The sequence below is a fragment of the Variovorax atrisoli 110B genome (assembly GCF_000382045.1).
GTDB lineage: Bacteria > Pseudomonadota > Gammaproteobacteria > Burkholderiales > Burkholderiaceae_C > Variovorax > Variovorax atrisoli.
The window spans coordinates 71,912-95,374 of sequence record NZ_KB907456.1 but is presented as its reverse complement, the minus strand read 5'-3'; the positions used below and the strand labels follow the sequence as shown (position 1 = coordinate 95,374).

The following is a 23,463-nucleotide window of genomic DNA, read 5'->3' as shown; positions in this document are numbered from 1 at the left end:
GGGGAAGGCCGGGATGGGGGCACGACGGCGCTGGCATAGGGACGCCGCTAGCCCCCACCCCTGCCCTCCCCCAGAGGGGGAGGGAGAAAACAGAGAAGAAACTTCATGTACACCAAACTTTGCCGCACCCTCGCGCGTGCTTGCATGTGGTTGGGCATCCTCGGCCTCGTCGCGGTGATCTGCGCCGTGAGCTGGCAGGTGTTCGGCCGCTATGTGCTCAACAACACCCCCACCTGGGCCGAAAGCCTCGCACTGCTGCTGGTGCTCTACGTCACCATGCTCGGCGTGGCCGTGGGCGTGCGCGACGCGGGCCACATCGGGCTCGAATCCTTCCTCGTGCTCGCGCCGGACTGGCTGCGGCTGAAGATGGAATACCTCATCCACGCGCTGATCCTGCTGTTCGGCATTGCCATGGCCTGGAACTGCGCCTCGCTCGCCGAGTCGGTGTGGGACTACAGATTGCCCACGCTCTGGATCTCCGAGGGCTGGAAGTACGTGCCCGCCGCCGCATCGGGCGTCCTCATCGTGATGTTCTCCATCGAACACATCATCGCGCTCGCCCAGGGCCGCGAAGTCGAACCTGCCTGGGGCTGAACCGCACCATGACGATCCCTCTGCTCATTCTCTGCCTCTCGTTCACGCTCTTCCTCCTGCTGGGCGTGCCGGTGGCTTTCTCCATCGGCCTGTCGGCCCTGGCCACGCTGCTGTATGAAGGCCTGCCGCTGGCGGTCGGCTTCCAGCAGATGACCTCGGGCATGGGCATCTTCTCGTTCCTCGCCATCCCGTTCTTCATCTTCGCCGGCGAGCTGATGCTCTACGGCGGCATCGCGGACCGCATCGTCAACTTGGCGCGCGACCTGGTGGGCCATGTGCGCGGCGGCCTGGGCATGTCGAACGTGGTGGCCTGCACGCTGTTCGGCGGCGTATCGGGTTCGCCCGTGGCGGACGTCTCGGCCATGGGCGCCGTGATGATCCCGATGATGAAGAAGGAGGGCTATCACGCCGACTACGCGGTCAACGTGACGACCCACGCGGCTCTGGTGGGCGCCCTGATGCCGACCAGCCACAACCTCATCATCTATTCGCTCGCGGCGGGCGGAAAGGTGTCGATCGCGGCGCTGATCCTGGCTGCGCTGCTGCCGGCCGCGGTGCTCACCGTCAGCAACCTCGCGGCCGCCTACCTGGTGGCGGTGAAGCGCGGCTACCCCGCGGGCACCTTCCCCGGCTGGGCCATCGTGGGCCGCTCGTTCGCGGCGGCGCTGCCGGGCCTGTTCGTGGTGCTTCTGATCCTGGGCGGCATCCTGTCGGGCATCTTCACCGCCACCGAATCGGCGGCGGTGGCAGTGCTCTACGCCCTGGCGCTCACCATCTTCGTCTACCGCACGCTGAAGTGGGAGCACTTCATCAAGGCCGCATCGAAGGCGGTGCGCACCACCGGCGTGATCCTGCTGCTGATCGGCATCTCCAGCACCTTCGGCTACCTCATCAGCCTGTACGGCGTGGCCGAGCTCACGGGCCAGATGCTGTCGCAGGTGACGAGCACGCCATGGGTGATCTTCCTGCTCATCAACATCATCCTGTTCGTGCTGGGCACCTTCCTGGACATGGCGGCCACCATCCTGCTGTGCACGCCGATCTTCCTGCCCATCGCCCAGCAATACGGCATGACCTCGGTGCAGTTCGGCATCGTGATGCTCATCAACTGCGCGCTGGGCCTGAACACGCCGCCCGTGGGCACGACGCAGTTCGTCGGCTGCGCGATCGGCGGGGTGTCGGTGGGAACGGTGATGCGCACCATCTGGCCGTTCTACGGAGCGCTGATCTTCGCGCTGGCGGTGGTCACCTTCGTACCCGCGTTCTCCACATGGCTTCCCAGCATGTTCATGGTGGTGAAGTGACGTACACCCCCAGTCTTCGCGCACTTCGTGTCGCGCGCGCCTTCCCCCTTGCAGGGGGCAACACCTGCGGCCGGCAAGGCCGGTTCCGCGGTGTTCCACGAGAAGACCGCGATCCTCTTTGCCGTCCTTGAAACCTGATATGTCCGACGCCGCAAGACCTCCGCTCTACATCCGCATCCACGCGGCCGACAACGTGGCCATCGTCGCCAACGACGGCGGGCTGAAGGCCGGCGCGGAGTTCGCCGACGGCCTGCGGCTGGTGGACAACGTGCCCCAGGGCCACAAGGTCGCGCTGGTCGACCTGGCCGAAGGCGAGGCCATCCGCCGCTACGACGTGGTGATCGGCTACGCGCTGAAGGCGCTGCCGCGCGGCAGCTGGGTGCACGAGCGCGTGATGCGCATGCCGACCGCGCCCGAGCTCGACGGCCTGCCCATCGCCACGGTCAAGCTCCCTGCCCTGCCTCCGCTGGAGGGCTACACCTTCGAGGGCTACCGCAACGCCGACGGCTCGGTGGGCACGCGCAACATCCTGGCCATCACGCAGACGGTGCAGTGCGTGGCGGGCGTCACCGAGTTCGCCGTGCAGCGCATCAAGGCCGAGCTGCTGCCGAAGTACCCGAACGTCGACGACGTGGTGGCGCTGGAACACACCTACGGCTGCGGCGTGGCCATCGACGCGCCCGACGCCATCGTGCCGATCCGCACGCTGCGCAACATCAGCCTCAACCCCAACTTCGGCGGCGAGGTGATGGTGGTGAGCCTCGGCTGCGAGAAGCTGCAGCCCGAGCGGCTGCTGCCGCCAGGGAGCATTCCGATCGCCGACGAGCGCGCGAGCACCGCCCCCGACGCCGCGCTCGACGTGGTCTGCCTGCAGGACGACGCTCACGTCGGCTTCATGTCGATGATCGATTCGGTCATGCGCCAGGCCGAGGAGCACCTCGCCCGGCTCGACGCGCGCAAACGCGAGACCGTGCCCGCCAGCGAACTGGCGGTGGGCGTGCAGTGCGGCGGCAGCGATGCCTTCTCGGGTGTCACCGCCAACCCTGCCGTGGGCTTCTGCACCGACCTGCTGGTGCGCGCGGGCGCCACCGTGATGTTCTCCGAGACCACCGAGGTGCGCGACGGCATCGACCAGCTCACCTCGCGCGCATCCACGCCCGAGGTGGCCGAGGCCATGATCCGCGAGATGGCCTGGTACGACGCCTATTTGAAGAAGGGCATGGTCGACCGCAGCGCCAACACCACGCCGGGCAACAAGAAGGGCGGGCTCTCCAACATCGTCGAGAAGGCGATGGGCTCCATCGTCAAGTCGGGCTCCGCGCCGATCAGCGGCGTGCTCGCGCCCGGCGAGAAGGCCGCGCAGAAGGGCCTGATCTACACCGCCACCCCCGCCAGCGACTTCATCTGCGGCACGCTGCAGCTGGCCGCCGGCATCAACCTGCATGTCTTCACCACCGGCCGCGGCACGCCCTACGGACTGGCCGAGGTGCCGGTGATCAAGGTCGCCACGCGCAGCGACCTCGCGCGCCGCTGGCACGACCTGATGGACGTGAACGCAGGCCGCATTGCCGACGGCGAGGCCAGCATCGAGGACGTGGGCTGGGAACTCTTCCGGCTGATGCTCGACGTGGCCAGCGGCCGCAGGAAGACCTGGGCCGAGCACTGGAAGCTGCACAACGCGCTGGTGCTGTTCAATCCCGCGCCGGTGACCTGAGCAGGGACGAGCGCGACGCCCGGGTTCACGTCTCTATCTCTGATTCCTTTTTCAGAACAGTCTCTTCATCAATGGAGTCCCACATGGAAGACCTCAAGGACAAGACAGCCCTCGTCACAGGCGCCAGCACCGGCATAGGCGCGGCGGTGGCCATCGCCTTCGCCGCGCGCGGCATGCGCGTGGCGGTGCACTACAACAGCTCCGCCGACGCGGCGAACCAGGTGGTCGACACCATCCTCGCGGCTGGCGGCACCGCCTTTGCGCTGAAGGCCGACGTGCGCGACACGGGCGCGATCCGCGAGTGCGTGAAGCAGGCTTCGTCGCAGTTCGGCGGCCGCATCGACGTGCTGGTGAACAACGCGGGCAGCCTGGTCAGGCGCGTGCCGATCGCGGAGTTCGATGATGCGCTCTTCGACGAGGTGCTGCACATCAACGCGCGCTCGGTGCTCGCGTTCTGCCGCGAGGTGGTTCCGTTGATGCGCAAGAGCGGCGGCGGCAACATCATCAACGTGACCTCGGTCGCGGCGCGCACCGGCGGCGGGCCTTCGGCCTACCTGTACGCAGGCTCGAAGGGCTTCGTGAGCACGGCGACGCACGGGCTGGCGAAGGAGCTGGTGGGCGATCGCATCCGCGTGAACGCGGTGGCACCGGGCGTCATCCAGACCCCCTTCCAGGACCGCTTCTCCACGCCCGCGATGCTGGAGAGCTTCCGCGCCAGCATTCCGATGGGCCGGCTCGGCGAGCCCGAGGAATGCGTGGGCGCGTTCCTCTATCTCGCCTCGGAGCAGCTCTCGGGCTACGTCACCGGACAGGTGATCGAGGTGAATGGCGGGCAGTACATGCCCTGAGCCTCCAGCGCCCTCCCTTATTCGGCAATCAACGCAAACCACGACGGAGACAAAGAAGATGACGATCCCATTCCTGCGCAAGCTGGTGGCCCTCGCGGGCGCGGCCTGCATCGCCTTCGGTGCTGCAGCCCCCGCGGCCCATGCCGCCGGCAACGACTACCCCAACCATGTGGTCGAGCTGGTCGTTCCCTACCAGCCCGGCGGCGGCACGGACGCGCTCGCGCGCGCCTTCGCCGACGCGAGCCGCAAGTACATGTCCGAGAGCATCGTGATCGTGAACCGCCCCGGCGCGGGCGGCGCCATCGGCTGGAACGAGGTGATCCACGCCAAGCCCGACGGCTACAAACTCGCGGTGCTCACGGTCGAGCTGCTCACGCTGCCGCACCTGGGCCTGGCGAAGTTCAACTACGACGACTTCCAGCCCATCGCGCAGCTCAACGCCGACCCGGCCGCCATCACGGTGAAGGCCGACTCGCCCTACAACACCATCGAGGAATTCGTCGCCGCCGCGAAGAAGAAGCCAGGCGAGATGGGCGTGGGCAATTCGGGCACGGGCTCGATCTGGCACCTGGCCGCCTCGGCACTCGAAGACAAGACTGGCGCCAAGTTCAACCACATTCCGTTCCAGGGCGCCAACCCCGCCGTGCTGGCGCTGCTGGGCGGCCACGTCGAGGCGGTGGCCGTGAGCCCGGCCGAGGTTTCCACCTACGTGCAGGCCGGCAAGCTCAAGATGCTGATGGTCATGGCCGACAAGCGCCTGCCCGCCTTCGACAAGGTGCCCACCGCGAAGGAGCGCGGCATCGACATCTCGATCGGCACCTGGCGCGGTCTCGGCGCGCCGAAGAACACGCCGCCCGAAGTGATGGCCAAGCTGCGCGACATCGCCGCCAAGACCGCGAAGGAGCCGGCGCTGCGCGAGGTGATGGACAAGCAGAACCTGGGCTACGTCTACACCGACGGCGCCGCCTTCAAGGAAACGCTGGCGAAGGACAACGAGTACTTCAAGCAGCTCATCACCAAGCTGGGCATCAAGCCCTGAGGGAGGCATCGCATGCAACGCCGCACACTCATCCGCACCGCCCTCGCCTCTTCGGTCGCCGCAGCGCTTCCGGCTGCCTTCGCGCAAGGCAGCGGCAACTGGCCCACCGGCAAGCCCATCACCTATCTCGTGCCCTTTCCGGCCGGCGGCACCACCGACGTGCTGGGCCGGCTGATCGGGCAGAAGCTGGGGCCGGCGCTGGGCACCACGGTGATCATCGACAACAAGGGCGGCGCCGGCGGAAGCGTGGGCTCCGAGATCGGCGCGCGGGCCGCGCCCGACGGCTTCACGCTGGTGGGCGGCACGATCAGCTCGCACGCGATCAACATCAGCCTGTATCCCAAGCTCGGCTACGACCCGCAGAAGTCGTTCGCGCCGGTGACGCTGATCGGCACCAACCCGGTGGTGCTGGTGGTGAACCAGGCCAGCCCCTGCAAGACGCTGAAGGACGTGATCGAAGCCAGCAAGGCCAAGGCCGGCGGGCTCTCGTCAGCCTCGGCCGGCACGGGCACCTCGCAGCACCTGGCGCTGGAACTGCTGGCCTACAAGTCGGGCGTGAAGTTCACGCACATCCCGTACAAGGGCAGCGGCCCGGCGATCCAGGACGTGATCGGCGGGCAGGTCGACATGATGTTCGACACCACCGTGGTGGCCGGCCCGCACATCCAGAGCGGCAAGCTGCGCGCGATCGCCGTCACCTCGGCGAAGCGGCTGGCCTCGATGCCCGACGTGCCGACGGTGGCGGAGTCGGGCGTGCCGGGGCTGCGGGACTTCGAGGTGGTGTCGTGGCAGGCGATCTTCGTGCCCGCGAACACGCCGGCGCCGGTGGTCGACCGGCTGCACGCCGAGATCCGCAAGATCCTCGCGACGCCCGAGATGCAGGACAAGCTCAAGGGTTTCGGCATGGAGCCGGCCGACCTGAGCACCACGCAGATCGCGGCCTTCCAGAAGGCCGAGGTCGAGAAGTGGGCGCAGGTGATCAAGGCGGCGGGCATCAAGCCCGACTGACCGGCTGATCGGCGGGGGCGGCCCGGGGGCGGCCGCGGATGGCCGGGAACCAAGGGAAGCTTCCTACGCCCCGGGCGAAAAGCCCTTTATAGAATGCCCCTCCGATCCGCTTTCCAGATCATTGCCACGTGTCCGACCGCTCCGCCGTACTGCCCCAATACCTGTTTCCCAAGCAGGCCCTGACCAATTTCGCCGGCTGGGTCGCGGGCAAGGAGCGGGGCGCCGTCACGACGTGGATCATCCGGCGCTTCGTGGCGAAGTACGGCGTGGACATGGGCGAGGCGCTCGAGTCGGACATCAGCCACTACAAGAGCTTCAACCAGTTCTTCACGCGCGAGCTCAAGCCCGGCGCCCGGCCTATCGCCCAGGCCGACCTGGTGTGCCCGGTGGACGGCGCGATCAGCCAGTTCGGCGCCATCGAGGGCGACCAGATCTTCCAGGCCAAGGGCCACAACTACACGACCACCGCACTGGTGGGCGGCGACGCCACGCTGGCCGCCAAGTTCGCGCACGGCAGCTTCGCCACGCTCTACCTGAGCCCGCGCGACTACCACCGCATCCACATGCCCTGCGATGGGCGGCTGGTGCGCATGATCCACGTGCCGGGCGACCTGTTCTCGGTGAACCCGACGACGGCGCGCGGCGTGCCCGGCCTCTTCGCGCGCAACGAGCGCGTGGTGTGCGTCTTCGAATCGGCGCGCGGGCCCTTCGTGCTGGTGCTGGTGGGCGCCACCATCGTCGGCAGCATGGCCACCGTCTGGCACGGCGTGGTCAACCCGCCGCGCGTGGGCGAGCTGCGCGAGTGGCACTACGCCGATCAGCAGATCGACATCCGCAAGGGCGACGAGATGGGCCGGTTCTTGCTGGGCTCCACCGTCGTCATGCTCTTCCCGGCGCCTGCGCTGGCCTTCAACCCGCAATGGGCACCGGGCCGCGCGATCCGGCTGGGCGAAGCCATGGCCGACTACACCAATTTGTGAGGCTTTGTCTCACAACCCGCATGCAGCTTGTATTTACAGCTACAAAACTAGTAGCATTCTCATCGATTGCGATATAGTCGCCGGCCAACGAGACGGTTCATAACCAACCACAAGAACGCGAGGCATCGCCCTGCCCCCGCCAGGTCGACGGCCCGCCCAGCTTCGAGGAGATGATGTCGATGAGTACCAAGGAAAACGCAGCCATCAGCCAGCTGCTCGCCCTGCTCGAAGCCCGCTACGCACTGCGCGTGCTCTGGGCCCTGCGCGACGGCCATGCGCAGACCTTCCGCCTGCTGCAGGACAGCGTCGGCGGCATCACTCCCAACACGCTGAACACCCGCATCAAGGAACTGCGCGAGGCCGGCCTCGTCGGCCACGGCAGCGACGGCTACAGCCTCACGCTCAGCGGGCAGGACCTGCTCAAGCGCCTGTCCGACCTGCAGGCCTTCGCCGGCAAATGGCAGCTCGGCCAGCAGAAGAAGGCTGCGGCGACTGCGACTGCCGTGCCCGCCGCCGCGGCCCCGACCGCTCCCGCCGCGCCGGTTTCGGCCCCGGCTCCCCCGGTTTCGGCTCCCTCCGCGGACCCCCTCGCATCGCCCGCTTCCGCACCTGCACCGTCCGGCGACGGCACCAGCCACGGCTGACCGCGCGCCGGAGCCGCCTGCCGGGCATCGGTAAACTCCGCTCCTTCGATCCACGGATCTCACATTCGACGCAAGGAACGCTCCCCATGCCCACCACCCCCTCCGGCCTGCAATACGAAGACACCGAAGTCGGCACCGGCGCCGAAGCCAAGGCCGGCCATCACGTGCACGTGCACTACACCGGCTGGCTCTACAACGACGGCGTGCAAGGCGCCAAGTTCGACTCCAGCCGCGACCGCAACGACCCCTTCGCGTTCTCGCTGGGCGCCGGCCAGGTCATCAAGGGCTGGGACGAAGGCGTTGCCGGCATGAAGATCGGCGGCAAGCGCACGCTGATCATTCCCGCGTCGCTGGGTTACGGCGCGCGCGGCGCGGGCGGCGTGATCCCCCCGAACGCCACCCTGAAGTTCGACGTCGAACTGCTCGACGCCCACTGAGCCCCTCTGCCAACGCGGCTACAAGGCCCGGTTTCGGGCCTTTTTTGTGTCCCGGAGGCCGTTTCGACCCCATTTTTTCGCTTGAAAAGCCTCTGGCCAGCCCCAAGTGGCTGGCTATCGTTTGTTTTCCGGCGCCTGCCGGTTCTTTGAAAAATGTCTGACCCGCAACAATCCGCACAGAACTCTCAAATGCTGCAAGGCGAGCCAAGTCCCGAAGAACTGGAGGCGGCGCATGCCGCCAACGAGGCCGAGGCGCTCGACGCCCTGGCCGTCGCGCAGGCCGAACTCGCCGCGCTGCAGGCCAAGAATGCCGAACTGGCCGATCAGTACCTGCGCGCCCAGGCAGACGTGCAGAACGCCCGCCGCCGCGCCGACGAAGAAGTCAGCAAGGCCCGCAAGTTCGCCGTCGAGGCCTTCGCCGAAAGCCTGCTGCCCGTGACCGACAGCCTGGAAGCCGGCCTGGCCGTCAAGGACGCCACGCCCGAGCAGATCCGCGAAGGCGCCGAGGCCACGCTGCGCCAGCTCAAGAGCGCGCTCGAACGCAACAAGGTGATCGAGGTGGCGCCCGCCCCCGGCACCAAGTTCGATCCGCACCAGCACCAGGCCATCTCGATGGTGCCCGCCGACCAGGAACCCAACACCGTGGTGAGCGTGCTGCAGAAGGGCTACACCATCAACGACCGCGTGCTGCGCCCCGCGCTGGTCACCGTCAGCGCGCCCAAGTGACGCCGGACGTTCTGCAGTACACAAGATTCCCACAGGAAATCCCCGTTTCGTCCCTTGAATCGCAACGGGTTATCCACACGTTCATAACAACATAACTTTCAGGCTTTCAGGAGTAAGAACATGGCAAAGATCATCGGCATCGACCTCGGCACCACCAACTCGTGCGTGTCGATCATGGAAGGCAACACCACGCGTGTGATCGAGAACTCGGAAGGTGCGCGCACCACGCCGTCGATCGTCGCGTACCAGGAAGACGGTGAAGTGCTGGTCGGTGCCTCGGCCAAGCGCCAGGCCGTGACCAACCCCAAGAACACGCTGTACGCGATCAAGCGCCTGATCGGCCGCAAGTTCGAGGAAAAGGAAGTCCAGAAGGACATCGACCTGATGCCCTACACCATCGCCAAGGCCGACAACGGCGACGCGTGGGTGGAAGTGCGCGGCAAGAAGATCGCCCCGCAGCAGGTCAGCGCCGACATCCTGCGCAAGATGAAGAAGACCGCCGAAGACTACCTCGGCGAAACCGTCAGCGAAGCCGTGATCACGGTGCCCGCCTACTTCAACGACGCCCAGCGCCAGGCCACCAAGGACGCCGGCCGCATCGCGGGCCTCGACGTCAAGCGCATCATCAACGAGCCCACCGCCGCTGCCCTGGCCTTCGGCCTGGACAAGCAGGACAAGGCCGACCGCAAGATCGCCGTGTATGACCTCGGCGGCGGTACCTTCGACGTGTCGATCATCGAAATTGCCGACGTGGACGGCGAGAAGCAGTTCGAAGTGCTGTCGACCAACGGCGACACCTTCCTGGGCGGCGAAGACTTCGACCAGCGCATCATCGACTACATCATCGGCGAGTTCAAGAAGGAACAGGGCGTCGACCTGAGCAAGGACGTGCTGGCCCTGCAGCGCCTGAAGGAAGCCGCCGAGAAGGCCAAGATCGAGCTGTCGAACAGCGCGCAGACCGACATCAACCTGCCCTACATCACGGCCGATGCATCGGGTCCGAAGCACCTGAACATCAAGCTGACCCGCGCGAAGCTGGAAAGCCTGGTCGACGAGCTGATCGAGCGCACCATCGCTCCCTGCCGCCTGGCCATCAAGGACGCCGGCATCAGCGTGGGCGACATCAACGACGTGATCCTGGTCGGCGGCATGACCCGCATGCCCAAGGTGCAGGAGAAGGTGAAGGAGTTCTTCGGCAAGGATCCGCGCAAGGACGTGAACCCCGACGAGGCCGTGGCCGTCGGCGCCGCCATCCAGGGCCAGGTGCTCTCGGGCGACCGCAAGGACGTGCTGCTGCTGGACGTGACCCCGCTGTCGCTGGGCATCGAGACCATGGGCGGCGTCATGACCAAGATGATCGCCAAGAACACCACGATCCCGACCAAGTTCGCGCAGACCTTCTCGACCGCCGAGGACAACCAGCCGGCCGTGACCATCAAGGTGTTCCAGGGTGAACGCGACATCGCCGCGGGCAACAAGCTGCTGGGCGAATTCAATCTCGAAGGCATTCCGCCGGCAGCGCGCGGCACGCCGCAGATCGAGGTGAGCTTCGACATCGACGCCAACGGCATCCTGCACGTCGGCGCGAAGGACAAGGGCACCGGCAAGGAGAACAAGATCACCATCAAGGCGAGCTCGGGCCTGTCGGAAGACGAGATCCAGAAGATGGTGAAGGACGCCGAGCTCAACGCCGCCGACGACAAGAAGAAGCTCGAGATCGTGCAGGCGCGCAACCAGGGCGAAGCCATGGTCCACAGCGTGAAGAAGTCGCTGGGCGAACACGGCGCAAGCCTCGAGGCCTCGGAGAAGGACGCGATCGAGACCGCGATCAAGAACCTGGAAGAAGCCCTCAAGGGCGACGACAAGGCCGCGATCGAGGAAAAGACCAACGCCCTGATGACCGCGAGCCAGAAGCTCGGCGAGAAGATGTACGCCGAATCGCAGGCCGCGGCCGGCGCCTCGGCAGCAGCCGGCGCGGCTGGCGCGGAAGCTGCATCGCACGCACAGGCTGACGACAACGTGGTCGACGCCGAAGTGAAGGAAGTCAAGAAGGGCTGATCTCCAGCCCGCCGACCAAGGCTGGAACACCTGAGAGGGTGCTCCAGCCTTTCTCGCTTCAGTCACCCGAGCTCCCGCCGCTTCTCCTGATCTCCCGATCGACCTGCCATGGCCACCAAACGCGACTATTACGAAACCCTGGGCGTCCCCAAGAACGCCAGCGAGGAAGAAATCAAGAAGGCTTATCGCAAGCTCGCGATGAAGCACCACCCGGACCGCAACCACGGCGACACCGCGAAGGAGGCCGAGGCCAAGTTCAAGGAGGTCAAGGAAGCCTATGAAATGCTTTCCGACGGCCAGAAGCGCGCGGCCTACGACCAGTACGGCCACGCCGGCGTCGACCCGAACATGCGCGGCCCGGGCGCCGAAGGCTTCGGCGGCTTCGCGGAAGCCTTCGGCGACATCTTCGGCGACGTGTTCGGAGGCGGCGGCCGCCGCGGCGGCGGCCGGCAGGTCTTCCGCGGCAGCGACCTGAGCTACGCGATGGAGATCACCCTCGAGGAAGCGGCCGAGGGCAAGACCACCGAGATCCGCATCCCGACCTGGGACGAGTGCGAGACCTGCCACGGCTCGGGTGCGAAGCCCGGCACCAAGCCCATCACCTGCACCACCTGCCACGGCGCGGGCGCGGTGCAGATGCGCCAGGGCTTCTTCAGCGTGCAGCAGACCTGCCCCACCTGCCACGGCAGCGGCAAGATCATTCCCGAGCCCTGCACCGCATGCCACGGCCAGGGCAAGATCAAGCGCAACAAGACGCTCGAAGTGAAGATCCGCGCGGGCATCGACGACGGCCAGCGCATGCGCGTGACGGGCAGCGGCGAGCCTGGCGTCAACGGCGGCCCGCCGGGCGACCTGTACATCGAGATCCGCCTGAAGAAGCACGACATCTTCGAGCGCGACGGCGACAACCTGCACTGCGTGGTGCCGGTGAGCGTGACCACTGCCGCGCTCGGCGGCGAGATCAACGTGCCCACGCTCAAGGGTGCGGCGGCCATCGACATTCCCGAGGGCACGCAAAGCGGCAAGCAGTTCCGCCTGCGCGGCAAGGGCATCAAGGGCGTGAACTCGAGCTACCCGGGTGATCTGTATTGCCACGTGCGCGTCGAGACGCCGGTGAAGCTCACCGAGTACCAGCGCAAGCTGCTGAAGGACCTCGACGAGTCGCTCAAGAAGGGCGGCGAGAAGCACAGCCCCACCGACAAGGGCTGGTTCGACAAGGCGAAGGAATTCTTCAGCTGATCGTCCTGCACGCGCCGGGCCTGCCGCTGCGCAGTAGACCGGCGTCGTGCTTCGGGCCGGCCGCAATGGCCGGCCTCGGCATGCTCAAGCCTGCTGAAAGGCTGGCCCCTGTCCACTTGAGGTTGAACAGCGAACCGGGGCCGCTTCGCTGGACACGGGGGCTCGAGAGCAGCCTCCCCGCTATCCCTACCTATCTCTGGAGCAGACCGGCCACCTTGAACTGGTGCACCGGCCACTGCACCCCTGGTCGCACCGATGCGGTGCATCCGCACCAGAAGGAACACGCCGACCCCGCCCCGGGCGCGATACCGACACCGACTCACGCGAGCCACCTATCCGAAGGTGGCTCAGGGTTTGCTTTTATATTTTTTTGGGTTGAGCAATAAACCGAACGGCAGATCGCGCGTTATTGCAACAGGAACGCCTGTTTTTTGAGCCTCGACGCTCAATAGGCGATTTTTTCCCGGAGAAAAGGCAAAAACGGACGACGGCCATTCGGCATAGGTGTTTTCACCCGGAGAGAATGAAGAAAGCGAGCCTTTGAATTTACCTGAAATCCGGAAATTTGTTCCTTGATTTTGGTGGAACTTTACTTGGCAGCGTGGTTCTGAATTAACAAATGATTTGCCGGGTTCAATCTTTGCTTTATGCTGATTGTTAGCAGATTGTTGTAGGGGAGTTTTCCACGGCATGCAGCCATGGGCAGGCACACCTTTAAATGTTGCGCAAGCCTTTGCTGCACGCTATCGGGCCAAAAGCCCAACGACCTGAAGGAGGCGTGACCATGGATGTGATCAGCAACTTTGCCGCCCGCTACGAGCGAACCCGCGAGGAAGTCATCTCGCTGCAGGATTACCTGGACATCTGCAAGCGGGATCCCATGGCCTATGCCACTGCCTCCGAGCGCATGCTCAAGGCCATCGGCGAGCCTCAGCTGGTCGACACCCGCAACGACCCCCGCCTGTCGCGGATCTTCGCGAACAAGGTCATCAAGATCTATCCGGCATTCAAGGAGTTCTATGGCATGGAAGACGCCATAGAGCAGGTGGTGTCCTATTTCCGCCATGCAGCCCAGGGGCTGGAGGAAAAGAAGCAGATCCTTTACCTGCTGGGCCCGGTGGGCGGCGGCAAGAGTTCGATCGCGGAACGCCTGAAGCAGCTCATGGAGCACGTTCCCTTCTACGCCATCCAGGGTTCGCCGGTCAACGAATCGCCGCTGGGCCTCTTCGATGCGGTCGAGGACGGCGAGATCCTTGAAAAGGAATACGGCATCCCGAGCCGCTACCTGAATCGAATTCTTTCTCCCTGGGCCGTCAAGCGGCTCGAGGAGTACGGCGGCGACATCCGCCAGTTCAAGGTCGTCAAGCGCTATCCGTCTGTACTGCGGCAGATCGCGGTCGCCAAGACCGAACCGGGCGACGAGAACAACCAGGACATCTCCTCGCTGGTCGGCAAGGTCGACATCCGCAAGCTCGAAACCTACGCCCAGGACGACCCCGACGCCTACTCCTACTCCGGCGGCTTGTGCCTGGCCAACCAGGGCCTGCTGGAGTTCGTGGAAATGTTCAAGGCGCCGATCAAGGTGCTGCACCCCCTGCTGACCGCCACGCAGGAAGGCAACTTCAAGGGCACGGAGGGCTTCGGCGCCATCCCCTTCGACGGCATCGTGCTCGCCCACAGCAACGAGAGCGAGTGGAAGGCCTTCCGCAACAACAAGAACAACGAGGCTTTCCTCGACCGGATCTACATCGTCAAGGTGCCCTACTGCCTGCGCGTCTCGGAGGAGATCAAGATCTACGAGAAGCTGGTGCGCAATTCCTCGCTGGCCCACGCCCCCTGCGCCCCGGGAACGTTGCGCATGATGGCCCAGCTCTCGGTGCTCACGCGCCTGAAGGAGCCCGAGAACTCCAGCACCTTCAGCAAGATGCAGGTCTACGACGGCGAGAACCTCAAGGACACCGACCCGAAGGCGAAGTCGATCCAGGAGTACCGCGACTACGCGGGCGTCGACGAGGGCATGAGCGGCGTTTCGACGCGCTTCGCCTTCAAGATCATCTCCAAGGTCTTCAACTTCGACAGCTCCGAGGTCGCCGCCAACCCGGTGCACCTGATGTACGTGCTCGAGCAGCAGATCGAGCGCGAGCAGTTCCAGCCGGAAGTCGAGCAGAAGTACATCAGCTACATCAAGGAACTGCTGGCGCCGCGGTACGCCGAGTTCATCGGCAAGGAGATCCAGACCGCCTACCTAGAGAGCTACAGCGAGTACGGCCAGAACATCTTCGACCGCTACGTCACCTACGCCGACTACTGGATCCAGGATCAGGAGTTCCGCGACGTGGACACCGGCGAAGTCTTCGACCGCGCCTCGCTCAACGCCGAACTCGAGAAGATCGAGCGGCCCGCCGGCATCGGCAACCCGAAGGACTTCCGCAACGAGATCGTCAACTTCGTGCTGCGCGCTCGGGCCGGAAACGCTGGACGCAACCCGGCGTGGACCAGCTACGAGAAGCTGCGCTCGGTGATCGAAAAGAAGATGTTCTCCAACACCGAGGAACTGTTGCCGGTGATCAGCTTCAACACCAAGAGCAGCGCCGACGAGCAGAAGAAGCACGAGGACTTCGTGACCCGCATGGTCGAGAAGGGCTATACGTCGAAGCAGGTGCGCCTGCTCTGCGAGTGGTATCTGCGTGTGCGCAAGAGCTCGTGATATGGCACACCCCCAGGCTCCGCGCACTTCGTGTCGCTTCTCCACCCCCCTTGCAGGGGGCAACGCCAGCGGCCCGGCAGGGCCGGTTCCGCGGCGTTTCACGAAGGGACGCGGCCTGATCCGTCACTAAGGGAGCAGACACATCGTGGCCATCCTGCAGCAGATCATCGACCGCCGCCTGTCGGGCAAGAACAAGTCCATCGGCAACCGTGAGCGCTTCCTCAGGCGCTACAAGGGGCAGATCCAGGAGGCGGTGAGGCGCGCCGTCAGCGGCCGCAACATTCGCGAGTTGGAGCAGGGCGAAGATGTGACGCTGCCGCGCCACGACGTGTCCGAGCCCGTGTTCGGCCACGCTCGCGGTGGTGACCGCGAGTACGTGCATCCCGGCAACCAGGAGTACCTCAAGGGCGACCGCATCAAGCGGCCCGAAGGCGGCGGTGGAAGCGGCTCCGGCAGCGGAGAGGCCAGCGACAGCGGAGAAGGCGAGGACGACTTCGTCTTCCGCCTCACGCGCGAGGAATTCATGCGCGTCTTCTTCGACGACCTCGCGCTGCCGCACCTCATCCGCACGCAGATCGCCGACGTGCCGGAATGGAAGAGCCACCGCGCCGGCTTCACCAGCGACGGCTCCCCCAACAACCTGCACGTGGTGCGCTCGATGCGCGGGGCCCTCGCCCGCCGCATCGCGCTGGGCGGAGAGCCGCGCAAGGAACTCAAGCGCCTGGAGGCGCACCTCGAGAGCCTGCAGCGGCATCCTCAGGCCGACCAGCCCTTCATCCAGAAGGAGATCCGCGAGACCGAAGAGCGCATCGCCGAAGTGCGGCGCTCCATGCGGCACGTGCCCTACATCGATCCCATCGACCTGCGCTACCGCAACCGCGTGAAGACGCCCGTGCCCAGCGCCAAGGCGGTGATGTTCTGCCTGATGGACGTGTCGGGCTCGATGGACGAGGCGCGCAAGGACATGGCCAAGCGCTTCTTCATGCTGCTGTACATGTTCCTCACGCGGCACTACGAGAAGATCGACCTGGTCTTCCTGCGCCACCACACCCAGGCACAGGAGGTGAGCGAGGAGGAGTTCTTCCATGCCACCGAGACCGGCGGCACGGTCGTATCGAGTGCGCTGGTGCTGATGGACGAGATCATCAAGGCGCGCTACCCCAGCGGCGAATGGAACGTCTACGGCGCGCAGGCCAGCGACGGCGACAACTGGCACCAGGACAGCGGCCGCTGCCGCGAGCTGCTGGTCGAGAACATCCTGCCGGCGGTGCGCTACTACGCCTACGTGCAGGTTGCCGAGACCGAACAGAACCTGTGGCAGGAATACCAGCAGCTCGAGGGCGTGGAGCCCAACTTCGCCATGCGCAAGGTGTCCGAGGCGCAGGACATCTACCCGGTCTTCCGCGACCTGTTCAAGAAGGAAGGTGTGACGTCATGAACAACACCATCTCCGCCCCTCCTCCGGCCACCAGCCTGCCGCGGCTGGAGCGCCTGCCCAGCCCTTCGGACTGGACCTTCGAGCTGATCGAGACCTACCACTCCGAGATCGCGAAGACCGCCCGGAGCTACGGCCTGGACGTGTACGCGAACCAGCTCGAGATCATCACCGCCGAGCAGATGATGGATGCCTACGCCAGCGTGGGCATGCCCATGATCTACCGCCACTGGTCGTACGGGAAGCAGTTCATCGCCACCGAGAAGAACTACCGCCGCGGGCACATGGGCCTGGCCTACGAGATCGTCATCAACTCCGATCCGTGCATCGCCTACCTGATGGAGGAGAACACCATGGCCATGCAGGCCCTGGTGATCGCCCACGCGGCCTACGGACACAACAGCTTCTTCAAGGGCAACTACCTGTTCCGGATGTGGACGGACGCCTCGTCCATCATCGACTACCTTGTCTACGCGCGGCACTACATCGCCGAGTGCGAGGAGCGCCACGGCCTCGATGCAGTCGAGGAGCTGCTCGATTCCTGCCATGCGCTGATGAACTACGGCGTCGACCGCTATCGCCGTCCGCAGAAGCGTTCGCTGGCGCAGGAGGCCGCCCAGCGCGCCGAGCGCGAGCGCCACATGCAGCAGCAGGTGAACGACCTCTGGCGCACGCTGCCGCGCAGGAGCGAGCAGGCGGCCGAGGCCGATGCCGCCAGGCGCTTCCCGGCGGAGCCACAGGAGAACCTGCTCTACTTCATCGAGAAGAACGCCGCGCTGCTGGAGCCGTGGCAGCGCGAGGTGGTGCGCATCGTGCGCAAGATCGCGCAGTACTTCTACCCGCAGCGCCAGACCCAGGTCATGAACGAGGGCTGGGCCACCTTCTGGCACTACACGCTGCTCAACACCATGTACGACCGCGGCCAGCTCGCCGACGGCTTCATGATGGAATGGCTGAGTTCGCACACGGGCGTGATCTTCCAGCCGCCGGTGGGCCACCGCGCCTACAGCGGCATCAATCCCTATGCGCTGGGCTTCGCGATGTACACCGACCTGCGCCGCATCTGCGAGAAGCCGACGGAGGAAGACCGCCGCTGGTTCCCCGATTTCGCAGGCACCGACTGGCTGCGCACGCTCGACTATGCGATGCGCAACTTCAAGGACGAGAGCTTCATCGGCCAGTTCCTGAGCCCGAAGACGATGCGCGACTTCCGTCTCTTCGCGATCCGCGACTTCCAGAGCGAATCGGAGCTGGAGGTGTCCGCCATCCACGACGACAGCGGCTACCACGCGCTGCGCGAGTCGCTGTCACGCCAGTACGACATGGGCAGCCGCGAGCCGGACATCCAGGTATGGAACGTGGCCATGCGCGGCGACCGCTCGCTGACGCTTCGGCACACGCAGCGCAACAACCTGCCGCTGCACGACACGGCCGAAGAGGTGCTCAAGCACGTCGCGCGGCTCTGGGGCTTCGACGTGCATCTGGAGAGCATCGACAGCCAGGGCCGCATCAGCCGCAGCTGGAAGGCCTCGGCGCCGAAGCAGCTGTATTAGGCCAACCCCCAGGCTTCGCGCACTTCGTGTCGCGCGCGCCTTCCCCCTTGCAGGGGGCAGCAACAACCGCGGCCCGGCAAAGCCGGTTCCGCGGTGTTCCACGAAAAATTCGCGTTCAGGAGACCAACGCCGCAATAGCGAGGGTGTAGCCCTTCACGCCGAGCCCCACGATGATGCCCTTGGCTGCGGGCGAGATGTACGAGTGGTGGCGGAATTCCTCGCGCGCATGCACGTTCGAGATGTGCAGTTCGATCAGCGGCACGCTCGCGCCCTTGATGGCGTCGTGCAGCGCGATCGAGGTGTGGGTGTAGGCGCCGGGGTTCATCACCACGCCGATCATGTTGCCTGCCGCAACCTCGCGGCCGGCCTCCTGGATCCAGTCGATCAGCACGCCTTCGTGGTTCGACTGGCGGCATTCGATCTCCACGCCGTGCTTCGCACCCGTTTCCTTGCACAGGCGCTCGACGTCGGCCAGCGTGTCGCGTCCGTACTGTTCGGGCTCGCGCGTGCCGAGCAGGTTGAGGTTGGGGCCGTTGAGGACGAGGATCTTCTTCATGATGGTTGACGGAATCTGGCAAACGGACGCCGATTATGTTCTCGCGGCCGTCCTGCGCCCGCGCGCGGCGGTCGAGCCGACGTAGTAGTTGTACGAATCGATGTCGACCACGCAGCGCGCCATCAGCTCGACGAAGGAGCGCAGCTTCTGCCCCATGTAGCGCTGCCGCTGGTAGGCGCAGTAGATGCGCCGCGGCTCCGGCTGCCACTGCGGCAGCACCGGCGCGAGTACGCCCTGCTCCAGCTCGGGCCGCACGAAGAAGGCCGGCAGCAGCGCGATGCCCAGGCCGTCGATGCAGAAGGTCTTCATCACCCAGTGGTCGTTGGTTTCGAAGGCCGGCTCGGGCCTGAAGGCGAAGCTGGCCGCGCCCGAGACCAGCAGCACCTGCGAGCGCCCGGCCGATTCCTTCATCACGATGGACTGGTGCGCCGCCAGTTCGTCGGGCGACGACGGCATGCCGTGCCGCGCGAGGTACTGAGGACTCGCGTACAGCCCGTAGTTCAGCCGCCCCAGCAACCGCGCCACGAGGTTCGGCGCATCGGGCGGCTCGGAGCACACGTAGCAATCGACGTCGGCGATGCGCGGCGCGTGGAAGCCGTTGGCCACGTCGAGGTGGCAGCGCACGTCCGGATGCGCCTCCAGGAACAACTTGACCACGTGGCAGACGAAGGAGGTGCTGAACTGCGTGTCCGACAGCAGCGAGAGGCTGCCCGACACGCCCGTCGTCAGCGCATGGATCTCGGTGCTGGCCTCCTCGAGCCGGCCCTTCACCTCGTCGAGCAGCCCTTCGCCGCGTGCGAGAAAGGCGTGCCCGGCCTCGGTGAGCGAGATGCGGCGCGGGCTGCGCAGCAGCAGCTGCGCGCCCAGCAGCTCCTCCAGGCGCGTGAGCTGCCGGCTCAGGGTGGCCTTGGAGACGCCGGAGAGGCCCTCCGCCTTCGTCAGGCTGCCGCTGCGGGCGATCAGCACGAAAGCCTCGACCAGGGCGAGATCGATGCGGCTCATGCGGCCCAGCGTTGCAGGAATGAAAAGCAGCGTCTCTTCATGTGACTTTCATCGGTGCGGCGGAAACGGTACGGTATCACCGGCGAACAGTTCGCTCCCCACGATCCATCCATGAACACTCCACAAGACACGGCCGCGTGGCACCCCGTCGCGCGCTCGGCCGACCTGCGCCCGGGCGCCAACATCGTCGCCGGCTTCGCCGAAGGCCAGGAACTCGCCCTCTGGCGCGCGGCCGACGGCACCGCCCAGGCCTGGGAGAACCGCTGCCCCCACCGCAGCGTGCGCTTCACGCTCGGGCAGGTCGTCGACAACCGACTGGCCTGCGCGTACCACGGCTGGCAATACCAGGCGGGCAGCGGACAGTGCACCAGCATTCCGGCGCACCCCGCCATGCAGGCGCCGCGCAACGTCTGCGCGAAGACCTTCGGCACGGCGGAGGCGGCCGGGATGCTGTGGGTGAACCTTTCGCCCGAGGCTCCCCCGGTTCCAGACGAACTGCGCGATGCCGTCCCTGGCGGCTGGCATTTCTGCCGCACGCTGACCGTGCGCGCGCCCGCCGCCACTGCGCGGGCGGCGCTCGTGCAGTACGGCATGGCGGCCTCCTCGCCAGGCTGGCGCGGCCGGCTCGGCGGCGCGGAAACCCTCGCGCTCGTCCTCGACGCCCAGCCCGGCCTCGCCTTCTTCCACCTGTGGACCGAGGCGGCGCCCGGCTCGGCCGCCATGAAGGCCCTGCACGCAGCAGCCCGCCAGTTGCGCACCGACATCGAAGCCCTGCCCCGCGGCTGAAGAAAGAGAGATCCATGCCCTTCGCCACCGACGATCCCAACATGCTCGACGACTGGCTGGTCGTCGGCCCCGCGCCGGCGCCATCGGCCTCGCGCACCACCCGCCTGCTCGGCGAGACCGTGCAGTTGTCGACCGGCGCCGACGGCACGCCAAGCTGCAGCCTCGGCGAGATGCCGCTCGCCGTGCAGCGACGCTACGGCTATCTCTGGGTGTGCCCCAGCGGCCGCCCGGCCCGTCCGCTCTTCGACTTTCCCGAATACGACGAACCGGGCCGCCGCCGCGTCGACTGCGGCGGCATCGGCGTGGCGGTGTCGGGCCTGCGCGTGATCGAGAATTTCCTGGACATGGCGCACTTTCCGTTCGTTCATGCCGACTACCTCGGCAAGGTGCCGCACACCGAGGTGGCGCAGTACCAGGTGCAGGTGGAACCGGCCACCGGCGAGATCTGGGCCACCGACTGCCGCTTCTGGCAGCCGCGCGCCTCGGCCGCCCACGATTCTTCGGGCAGCGAGGTCATCTACAAGTACCGCGTGATGCAGCCCTTCTCGGCCATGCTCTACAAGAGCAGCTTCCGCGCGGGGGAGCTCGATGCGATCGGCATCTTCCTGCAGCCCGTCGACGAGGAACACGTGATCGCCCACACCCTGCTGGCCTGCTACGACGACCACTCCACCGACGCCGAGCTCATCGCCTTCCAGCACACCATCTTCGGGCAGGACAAGCCCATCCTGGAGAACCACGCCTTCAAGCGCATGCCGCTCGAAGGCCGCGCCGAGACGCCCACACGCGGCGACACCTCCTCCGTCACCTACCGGCGATGGCTGCGCGAGCGCGGCATGCGCTTCGGCGTGAGGGCCGCGGCATGACGACGGCGACGCTGAAGCTCTACGACTACCCGCTCTCGGGCAACTGCTTCAAGGTCCGGCAGATGCTGGCCTGGCTGGGCATGGCGTACCAGACGGTGCCAGTCGATTTCTTTCCCGGCCGCGAGCACAAGTCGGCCGCGTTCCTCGCCGACGTCAATCCGCTGGGCCAGCTGCCGGTGATCGACGACGCCGGCTTCATGCTGCGCGACGCGCAGGCCATCCTGGTCTATCTCGCGAGCCGCTACGACGCAGGAGGCCGCTGGTATCCCGACAAGCCGAGCCTGCGCGGCGAAGTCGCCCAGTGGCTCGCCACCGCCGACGAGATCACCCGCACCGCCTCGGCCGCGCGGCTGCACGACGCCCTGGGCTATCACCACCTCGACATCGATGCCTGCCGCGCGGGCGCGCGCGCCGTGTTCCGCGTGCTGGACGACCACCTCGCCGAACGCGCCACCGAAGGCCTGCACTGGCTCGCGTCGGCGCCCGATGCGACCATTGCCGACCTCGCCTGCTTTCCCTACGTGGCGCTCGCGGGCGAAGGCGGCATCTCGCTCGACGAGTTTCCCGCGTTGCGAAACTGGGTCTGGGATTTCCGCCACCTGCCCGGGTTCATCGGCATGTCGGGTATCTTCCCCGCTGGCCCTGCCTGAGAATCCTCTTCCATCCCCCCGCTTCCGAGATCGAACATCATGAAGACCAAAGCCGCCGTCGCCTGGAAATCCGGCGCCCCGCTCACTATCGAAACCGTGGACCTCGAAGGCCCGAAATTCGGCGAAGTGCTCGTCGAGATCAAGGCCACCGGCATCTGCCACACCGACTACTACACCCTCTCGGGCGCCGACCCCGAGGGCATCTTCCCCGCCATCCTGGGCCATGAGGGCGCAGGCATCGTGGTGGACGTCGGCCCCGGCGTCACCACCCTGAAGAAGGGCGACCACGTCATTCCGCTGTACACGCCCGAATGCCGCCAGTGCAAGTTCTGCCTGAGCCGCAAGACCAACCTGTGCCAGCTCATCCGCGGCACGCAGGGCAAGGGCCTGATGCCCGACGGCACCAGCCGCTTCAGCCTCGACGGCAAGCCCATCGCCCACTACATGGGCACCAGCACCTTCAGCAACTACACCGTCGCGCCCGAGATCTCGCTGGCCAAGATCCGCGAGGACGCACCCTTCGACAAGGTCTGCTACATCGGCTGCGGCGTGACCACCGGCATCGGCGCGGTGATCTTCACCGCCAAGGTGGAAGCCGGCGCCAACGTGGTGGTGTTCGGCCTCGGCGGCATCGGCCTGAACGTGATCCAGGGCGCCAAGATGGTGGGCGCCGACAAGATCATCGGCATCGACCTGAACCCCGCTCGCGAGGAGATGGCGCGCAAGTTCGGCATGACGCACTTCCTGAACCCGAAGGACCACGAGAACATCGTCGACGCGATCGTGCAGCTGACCGACGGCGGCGCGGACTACAGCTTCGAGTGCATCGGCAACACCAAGGTGATGCGCCAGGCGCTGGAGTGCACGCACAAGGGCTGGGGCCGCAGCATCATCATCGGCGTGGCCGAGGCGGGCGCCGAGATCAGCACCCGCCCGTTCCAGCTGGTCACCGGCCGCAAGTGGGAAGGCTCGGCCTTCGGCGGCGCGCGCGGGCGCACCGACGTGCCGAAGATCGTCGACTGGTACATGGAAGGAAAGATCGACATCGACAGCCTGATCACGCACACCATGCCGCTGGAGAAGATCAACGACGGCTTCGACCTCATGAAGCGCGGCGAGTCGATCCGCGGCGTGGTGATCTACTAACCCCCAGGCTTCGCGCACTTCGTGTCGCTGCGCCAACCCCCTTGCAGGGGGCGACACCTGCGGCCCGGCAAAGCCGGTTCCGCGGTAGCCTCGGGCTCACCCCCAGGCTTCGCGCACTTCGTGTCGCTGCGCCAACCCCCTGCAGGGGGCAACACCTGCGGCCCGGCGAAG

The 23,463-nt window shown here is 66.2% G+C and carries 22 protein-coding genes; 19 read left to right on the top strand and 3 right to left on the bottom strand.

The genetic code is table 11. From position 1 onward, the window contains the following. Positions 1 to 105 precede the first annotated feature (105 nt). The 12 genes from G369_RS0120090 to dnaJ all read left to right on the top strand — a co-directional run bounded on the left by G369_RS0120090 (position 106) and on the right by dnaJ (position 12,591). Positions 106 to 594, top strand: a complete 489-nt coding sequence (locus tag G369_RS0120090; RefSeq protein ID WP_019655824.1) for a TRAP transporter small permease — start codon at positions 106 to 108, stop codon at positions 592 to 594. Positions 595 to 602: 8 nt separating this feature from the next. Then, positions 603 to 1,898 (top strand): TRAP transporter large permease, encoded by a 1,296-nt coding sequence (locus G369_RS0120085; RefSeq protein WP_019655823.1) that lies wholly within the window; start codon positions 603 to 605, stop codon positions 1,896 to 1,898. A 139-nt stretch (positions 1,899 to 2,037) separates the two neighbouring features. Further along, on the top strand, positions 2,038 to 3,612 hold the full coding sequence (gene garD, locus G369_RS0120080) for a galactarate dehydratase (protein WP_019655822.1): 1,575 nt from the start codon (positions 2,038 to 2,040) through the stop codon (positions 3,610 to 3,612). 83 nt (positions 3,613 to 3,695) lie between these two features. Next, positions 3,696 to 4,460 carry an SDR family NAD(P)-dependent oxidoreductase gene (locus tag G369_RS0120075; RefSeq protein ID WP_019655821.1) on the top strand — a complete coding sequence of 255 codons (765 nt, stop codon included), beginning with the start codon at positions 3,696 to 3,698 and terminating at the stop codon, positions 4,458 to 4,460. A gap of 58 nt (positions 4,461 to 4,518) precedes the next feature. Then, the gene (locus tag G369_RS0120070; protein WP_019655820.1) at positions 4,519 to 5,499 is read left to right on the top strand and encodes a tripartite tricarboxylate transporter substrate binding protein; all 981 of its coding nucleotides are present in this window, start codon (positions 4,519 to 4,521) and stop codon (positions 5,497 to 5,499) included. Positions 5,500 to 5,511: 12 nt separating this feature from the next. Further along, positions 5,512 to 6,507 (top strand): Bug family tripartite tricarboxylate transporter substrate binding protein, encoded by a 996-nt coding sequence (locus G369_RS0120065; protein ID WP_019655819.1) that lies wholly within the window; start codon positions 5,512 to 5,514, stop codon positions 6,505 to 6,507. 128 nt (positions 6,508 to 6,635) lie between these two features. Beyond that, a complete protein-coding gene (gene asd, locus G369_RS0120060; protein ID WP_019655818.1) occupies positions 6,636 to 7,487 on the top strand; it encodes an archaetidylserine decarboxylase in 852 nt (283 codons plus the stop codon). Positions 7,488 to 7,666: 179 nt separating this feature from the next. After that, positions 7,667 to 8,131: a winged helix-turn-helix transcriptional regulator gene (locus G369_RS39915; RefSeq protein ID WP_038115407.1), complete on the top strand. Its 465-nt coding sequence runs from the start codon at positions 7,667 to 7,669 to the stop codon at positions 8,129 to 8,131. An 86-nt stretch (positions 8,132 to 8,217) separates the two neighbouring features. Further along, positions 8,218 to 8,568 (top strand): FKBP-type peptidyl-prolyl cis-trans isomerase, encoded by a 351-nt coding sequence (locus tag G369_RS0120050; protein ID WP_019655816.1) that lies wholly within the window; start codon positions 8,218 to 8,220, stop codon positions 8,566 to 8,568. A gap of 153 nt (positions 8,569 to 8,721) precedes the next feature. Next, complete coding sequence (gene grpE, locus G369_RS0120045) at positions 8,722 to 9,294, top strand: nucleotide exchange factor GrpE (protein WP_080647872.1); 573 nt, start codon at positions 8,722 to 8,724, stop codon at positions 9,292 to 9,294. A 120-nt stretch (positions 9,295 to 9,414) separates the two neighbouring features. Continuing rightward, complete coding sequence (gene dnaK / locus G369_RS0120040; RefSeq protein ID WP_019655814.1) at positions 9,415 to 11,352, top strand: molecular chaperone DnaK; 1,938 nt, start codon at positions 9,415 to 9,417, stop codon at positions 11,350 to 11,352. A 108-nt stretch (positions 11,353 to 11,460) separates the two neighbouring features. Continuing rightward, positions 11,461 to 12,591: a molecular chaperone DnaJ gene (gene dnaJ, locus G369_RS0120035; RefSeq protein ID WP_019655813.1), complete on the top strand. Its 1,131-nt coding sequence runs from the start codon at positions 11,461 to 11,463 to the stop codon at positions 12,589 to 12,591. Between the two features lie 347 nt (positions 12,592 to 12,938). Here the strand turns inward: dnaJ and G369_RS38640 are convergent, their stop codons facing one another. After that, the gene (locus G369_RS38640) at positions 12,939 to 13,301 is read right to left on the bottom strand and encodes a hypothetical protein (protein ID WP_157773744.1); all 363 of its coding nucleotides are present in this window, start codon (positions 13,299 to 13,301) and stop codon (positions 12,939 to 12,941) included. A gap of 74 nt (positions 13,302 to 13,375) precedes the next feature. Between G369_RS38640 and G369_RS0120030 the strand changes: the two genes are divergently transcribed. From G369_RS0120030 to G369_RS0120020, 3 genes are all read left to right on the top strand, one after another. Then, complete coding sequence (locus tag G369_RS0120030) at positions 13,376 to 15,298, top strand: PrkA family serine protein kinase (RefSeq protein WP_020723179.1); 1,923 nt, start codon at positions 13,376 to 13,378, stop codon at positions 15,296 to 15,298. 145 nt (positions 15,299 to 15,443) lie between these two features. Continuing rightward, complete coding sequence (locus G369_RS0120025) at positions 15,444 to 16,736, top strand: YeaH/YhbH family protein (RefSeq protein ID WP_019655811.1); 1,293 nt, start codon at positions 15,444 to 15,446, stop codon at positions 16,734 to 16,736. After that, positions 16,733 to 18,286 carry a SpoVR family protein gene (locus G369_RS0120020; RefSeq protein ID WP_019655810.1) on the top strand — a complete coding sequence of 518 codons (1,554 nt, stop codon included), beginning with the start codon at positions 16,733 to 16,735 and terminating at the stop codon, positions 18,284 to 18,286. Before G369_RS0120025 ends, G369_RS0120020 begins: the two co-directional genes overlap by 4 nt. A 115-nt stretch (positions 18,287 to 18,401) precedes the next feature. On the opposite strand, the gene aroQ is transcribed toward G369_RS0120020, so the two are convergent. Then, a complete protein-coding gene (aroQ, locus tag G369_RS0120015; RefSeq protein WP_019655809.1) occupies positions 18,402 to 18,842 on the bottom strand; it encodes a type II 3-dehydroquinate dehydratase in 441 nt (146 codons plus the stop codon). A gap of 33 nt (positions 18,843 to 18,875) precedes the next feature. Next, on the bottom strand, positions 18,876 to 19,844 hold the full coding sequence (locus G369_RS0120010; RefSeq protein ID WP_019655808.1) for a LysR family transcriptional regulator: 969 nt from the start codon (positions 19,842 to 19,844) through the stop codon (positions 18,876 to 18,878). Positions 19,845 to 19,955: 111 nt separating this feature from the next. On the opposite strand from G369_RS0120010, the gene G369_RS0120005 reads away from it, so the two are divergent. Genes G369_RS0120005 through G369_RS0119990 form a run of 4 tightly spaced genes read left to right on the top strand, consistent with a single transcriptional unit; the run spans position 19,956 to position 23,292 of the window. Beyond that, a complete protein-coding gene (locus G369_RS0120005; protein ID WP_019655807.1) occupies positions 19,956 to 20,630 on the top strand; it encodes a Rieske 2Fe-2S domain-containing protein in 675 nt (224 codons plus the stop codon). Between the two features lie 14 nt (positions 20,631 to 20,644). Beyond that, positions 20,645 to 21,496, top strand: coding sequence for an aromatic ring-hydroxylating oxygenase subunit alpha (locus G369_RS0120000; protein ID WP_019655806.1), 852 nt, complete (start codon positions 20,645 to 20,647; stop codon positions 21,494 to 21,496). Continuing rightward, on the top strand, positions 21,493 to 22,146 hold the full coding sequence (locus G369_RS0119995) for a glutathione S-transferase family protein (RefSeq protein ID WP_019655805.1): 654 nt from the start codon (positions 21,493 to 21,495) through the stop codon (positions 22,144 to 22,146). Before G369_RS0120000 ends, G369_RS0119995 begins: the two co-directional genes overlap by 4 nt. Positions 22,147 to 22,185: 39 nt before the next feature. Beyond that, a complete protein-coding gene (locus G369_RS0119990; protein ID WP_019655804.1) occupies positions 22,186 to 23,292 on the top strand; it encodes an S-(hydroxymethyl)glutathione dehydrogenase/class III alcohol dehydrogenase in 1,107 nt (368 codons plus the stop codon). Positions 23,293 to 23,463 lie beyond the last annotated feature (171 nt).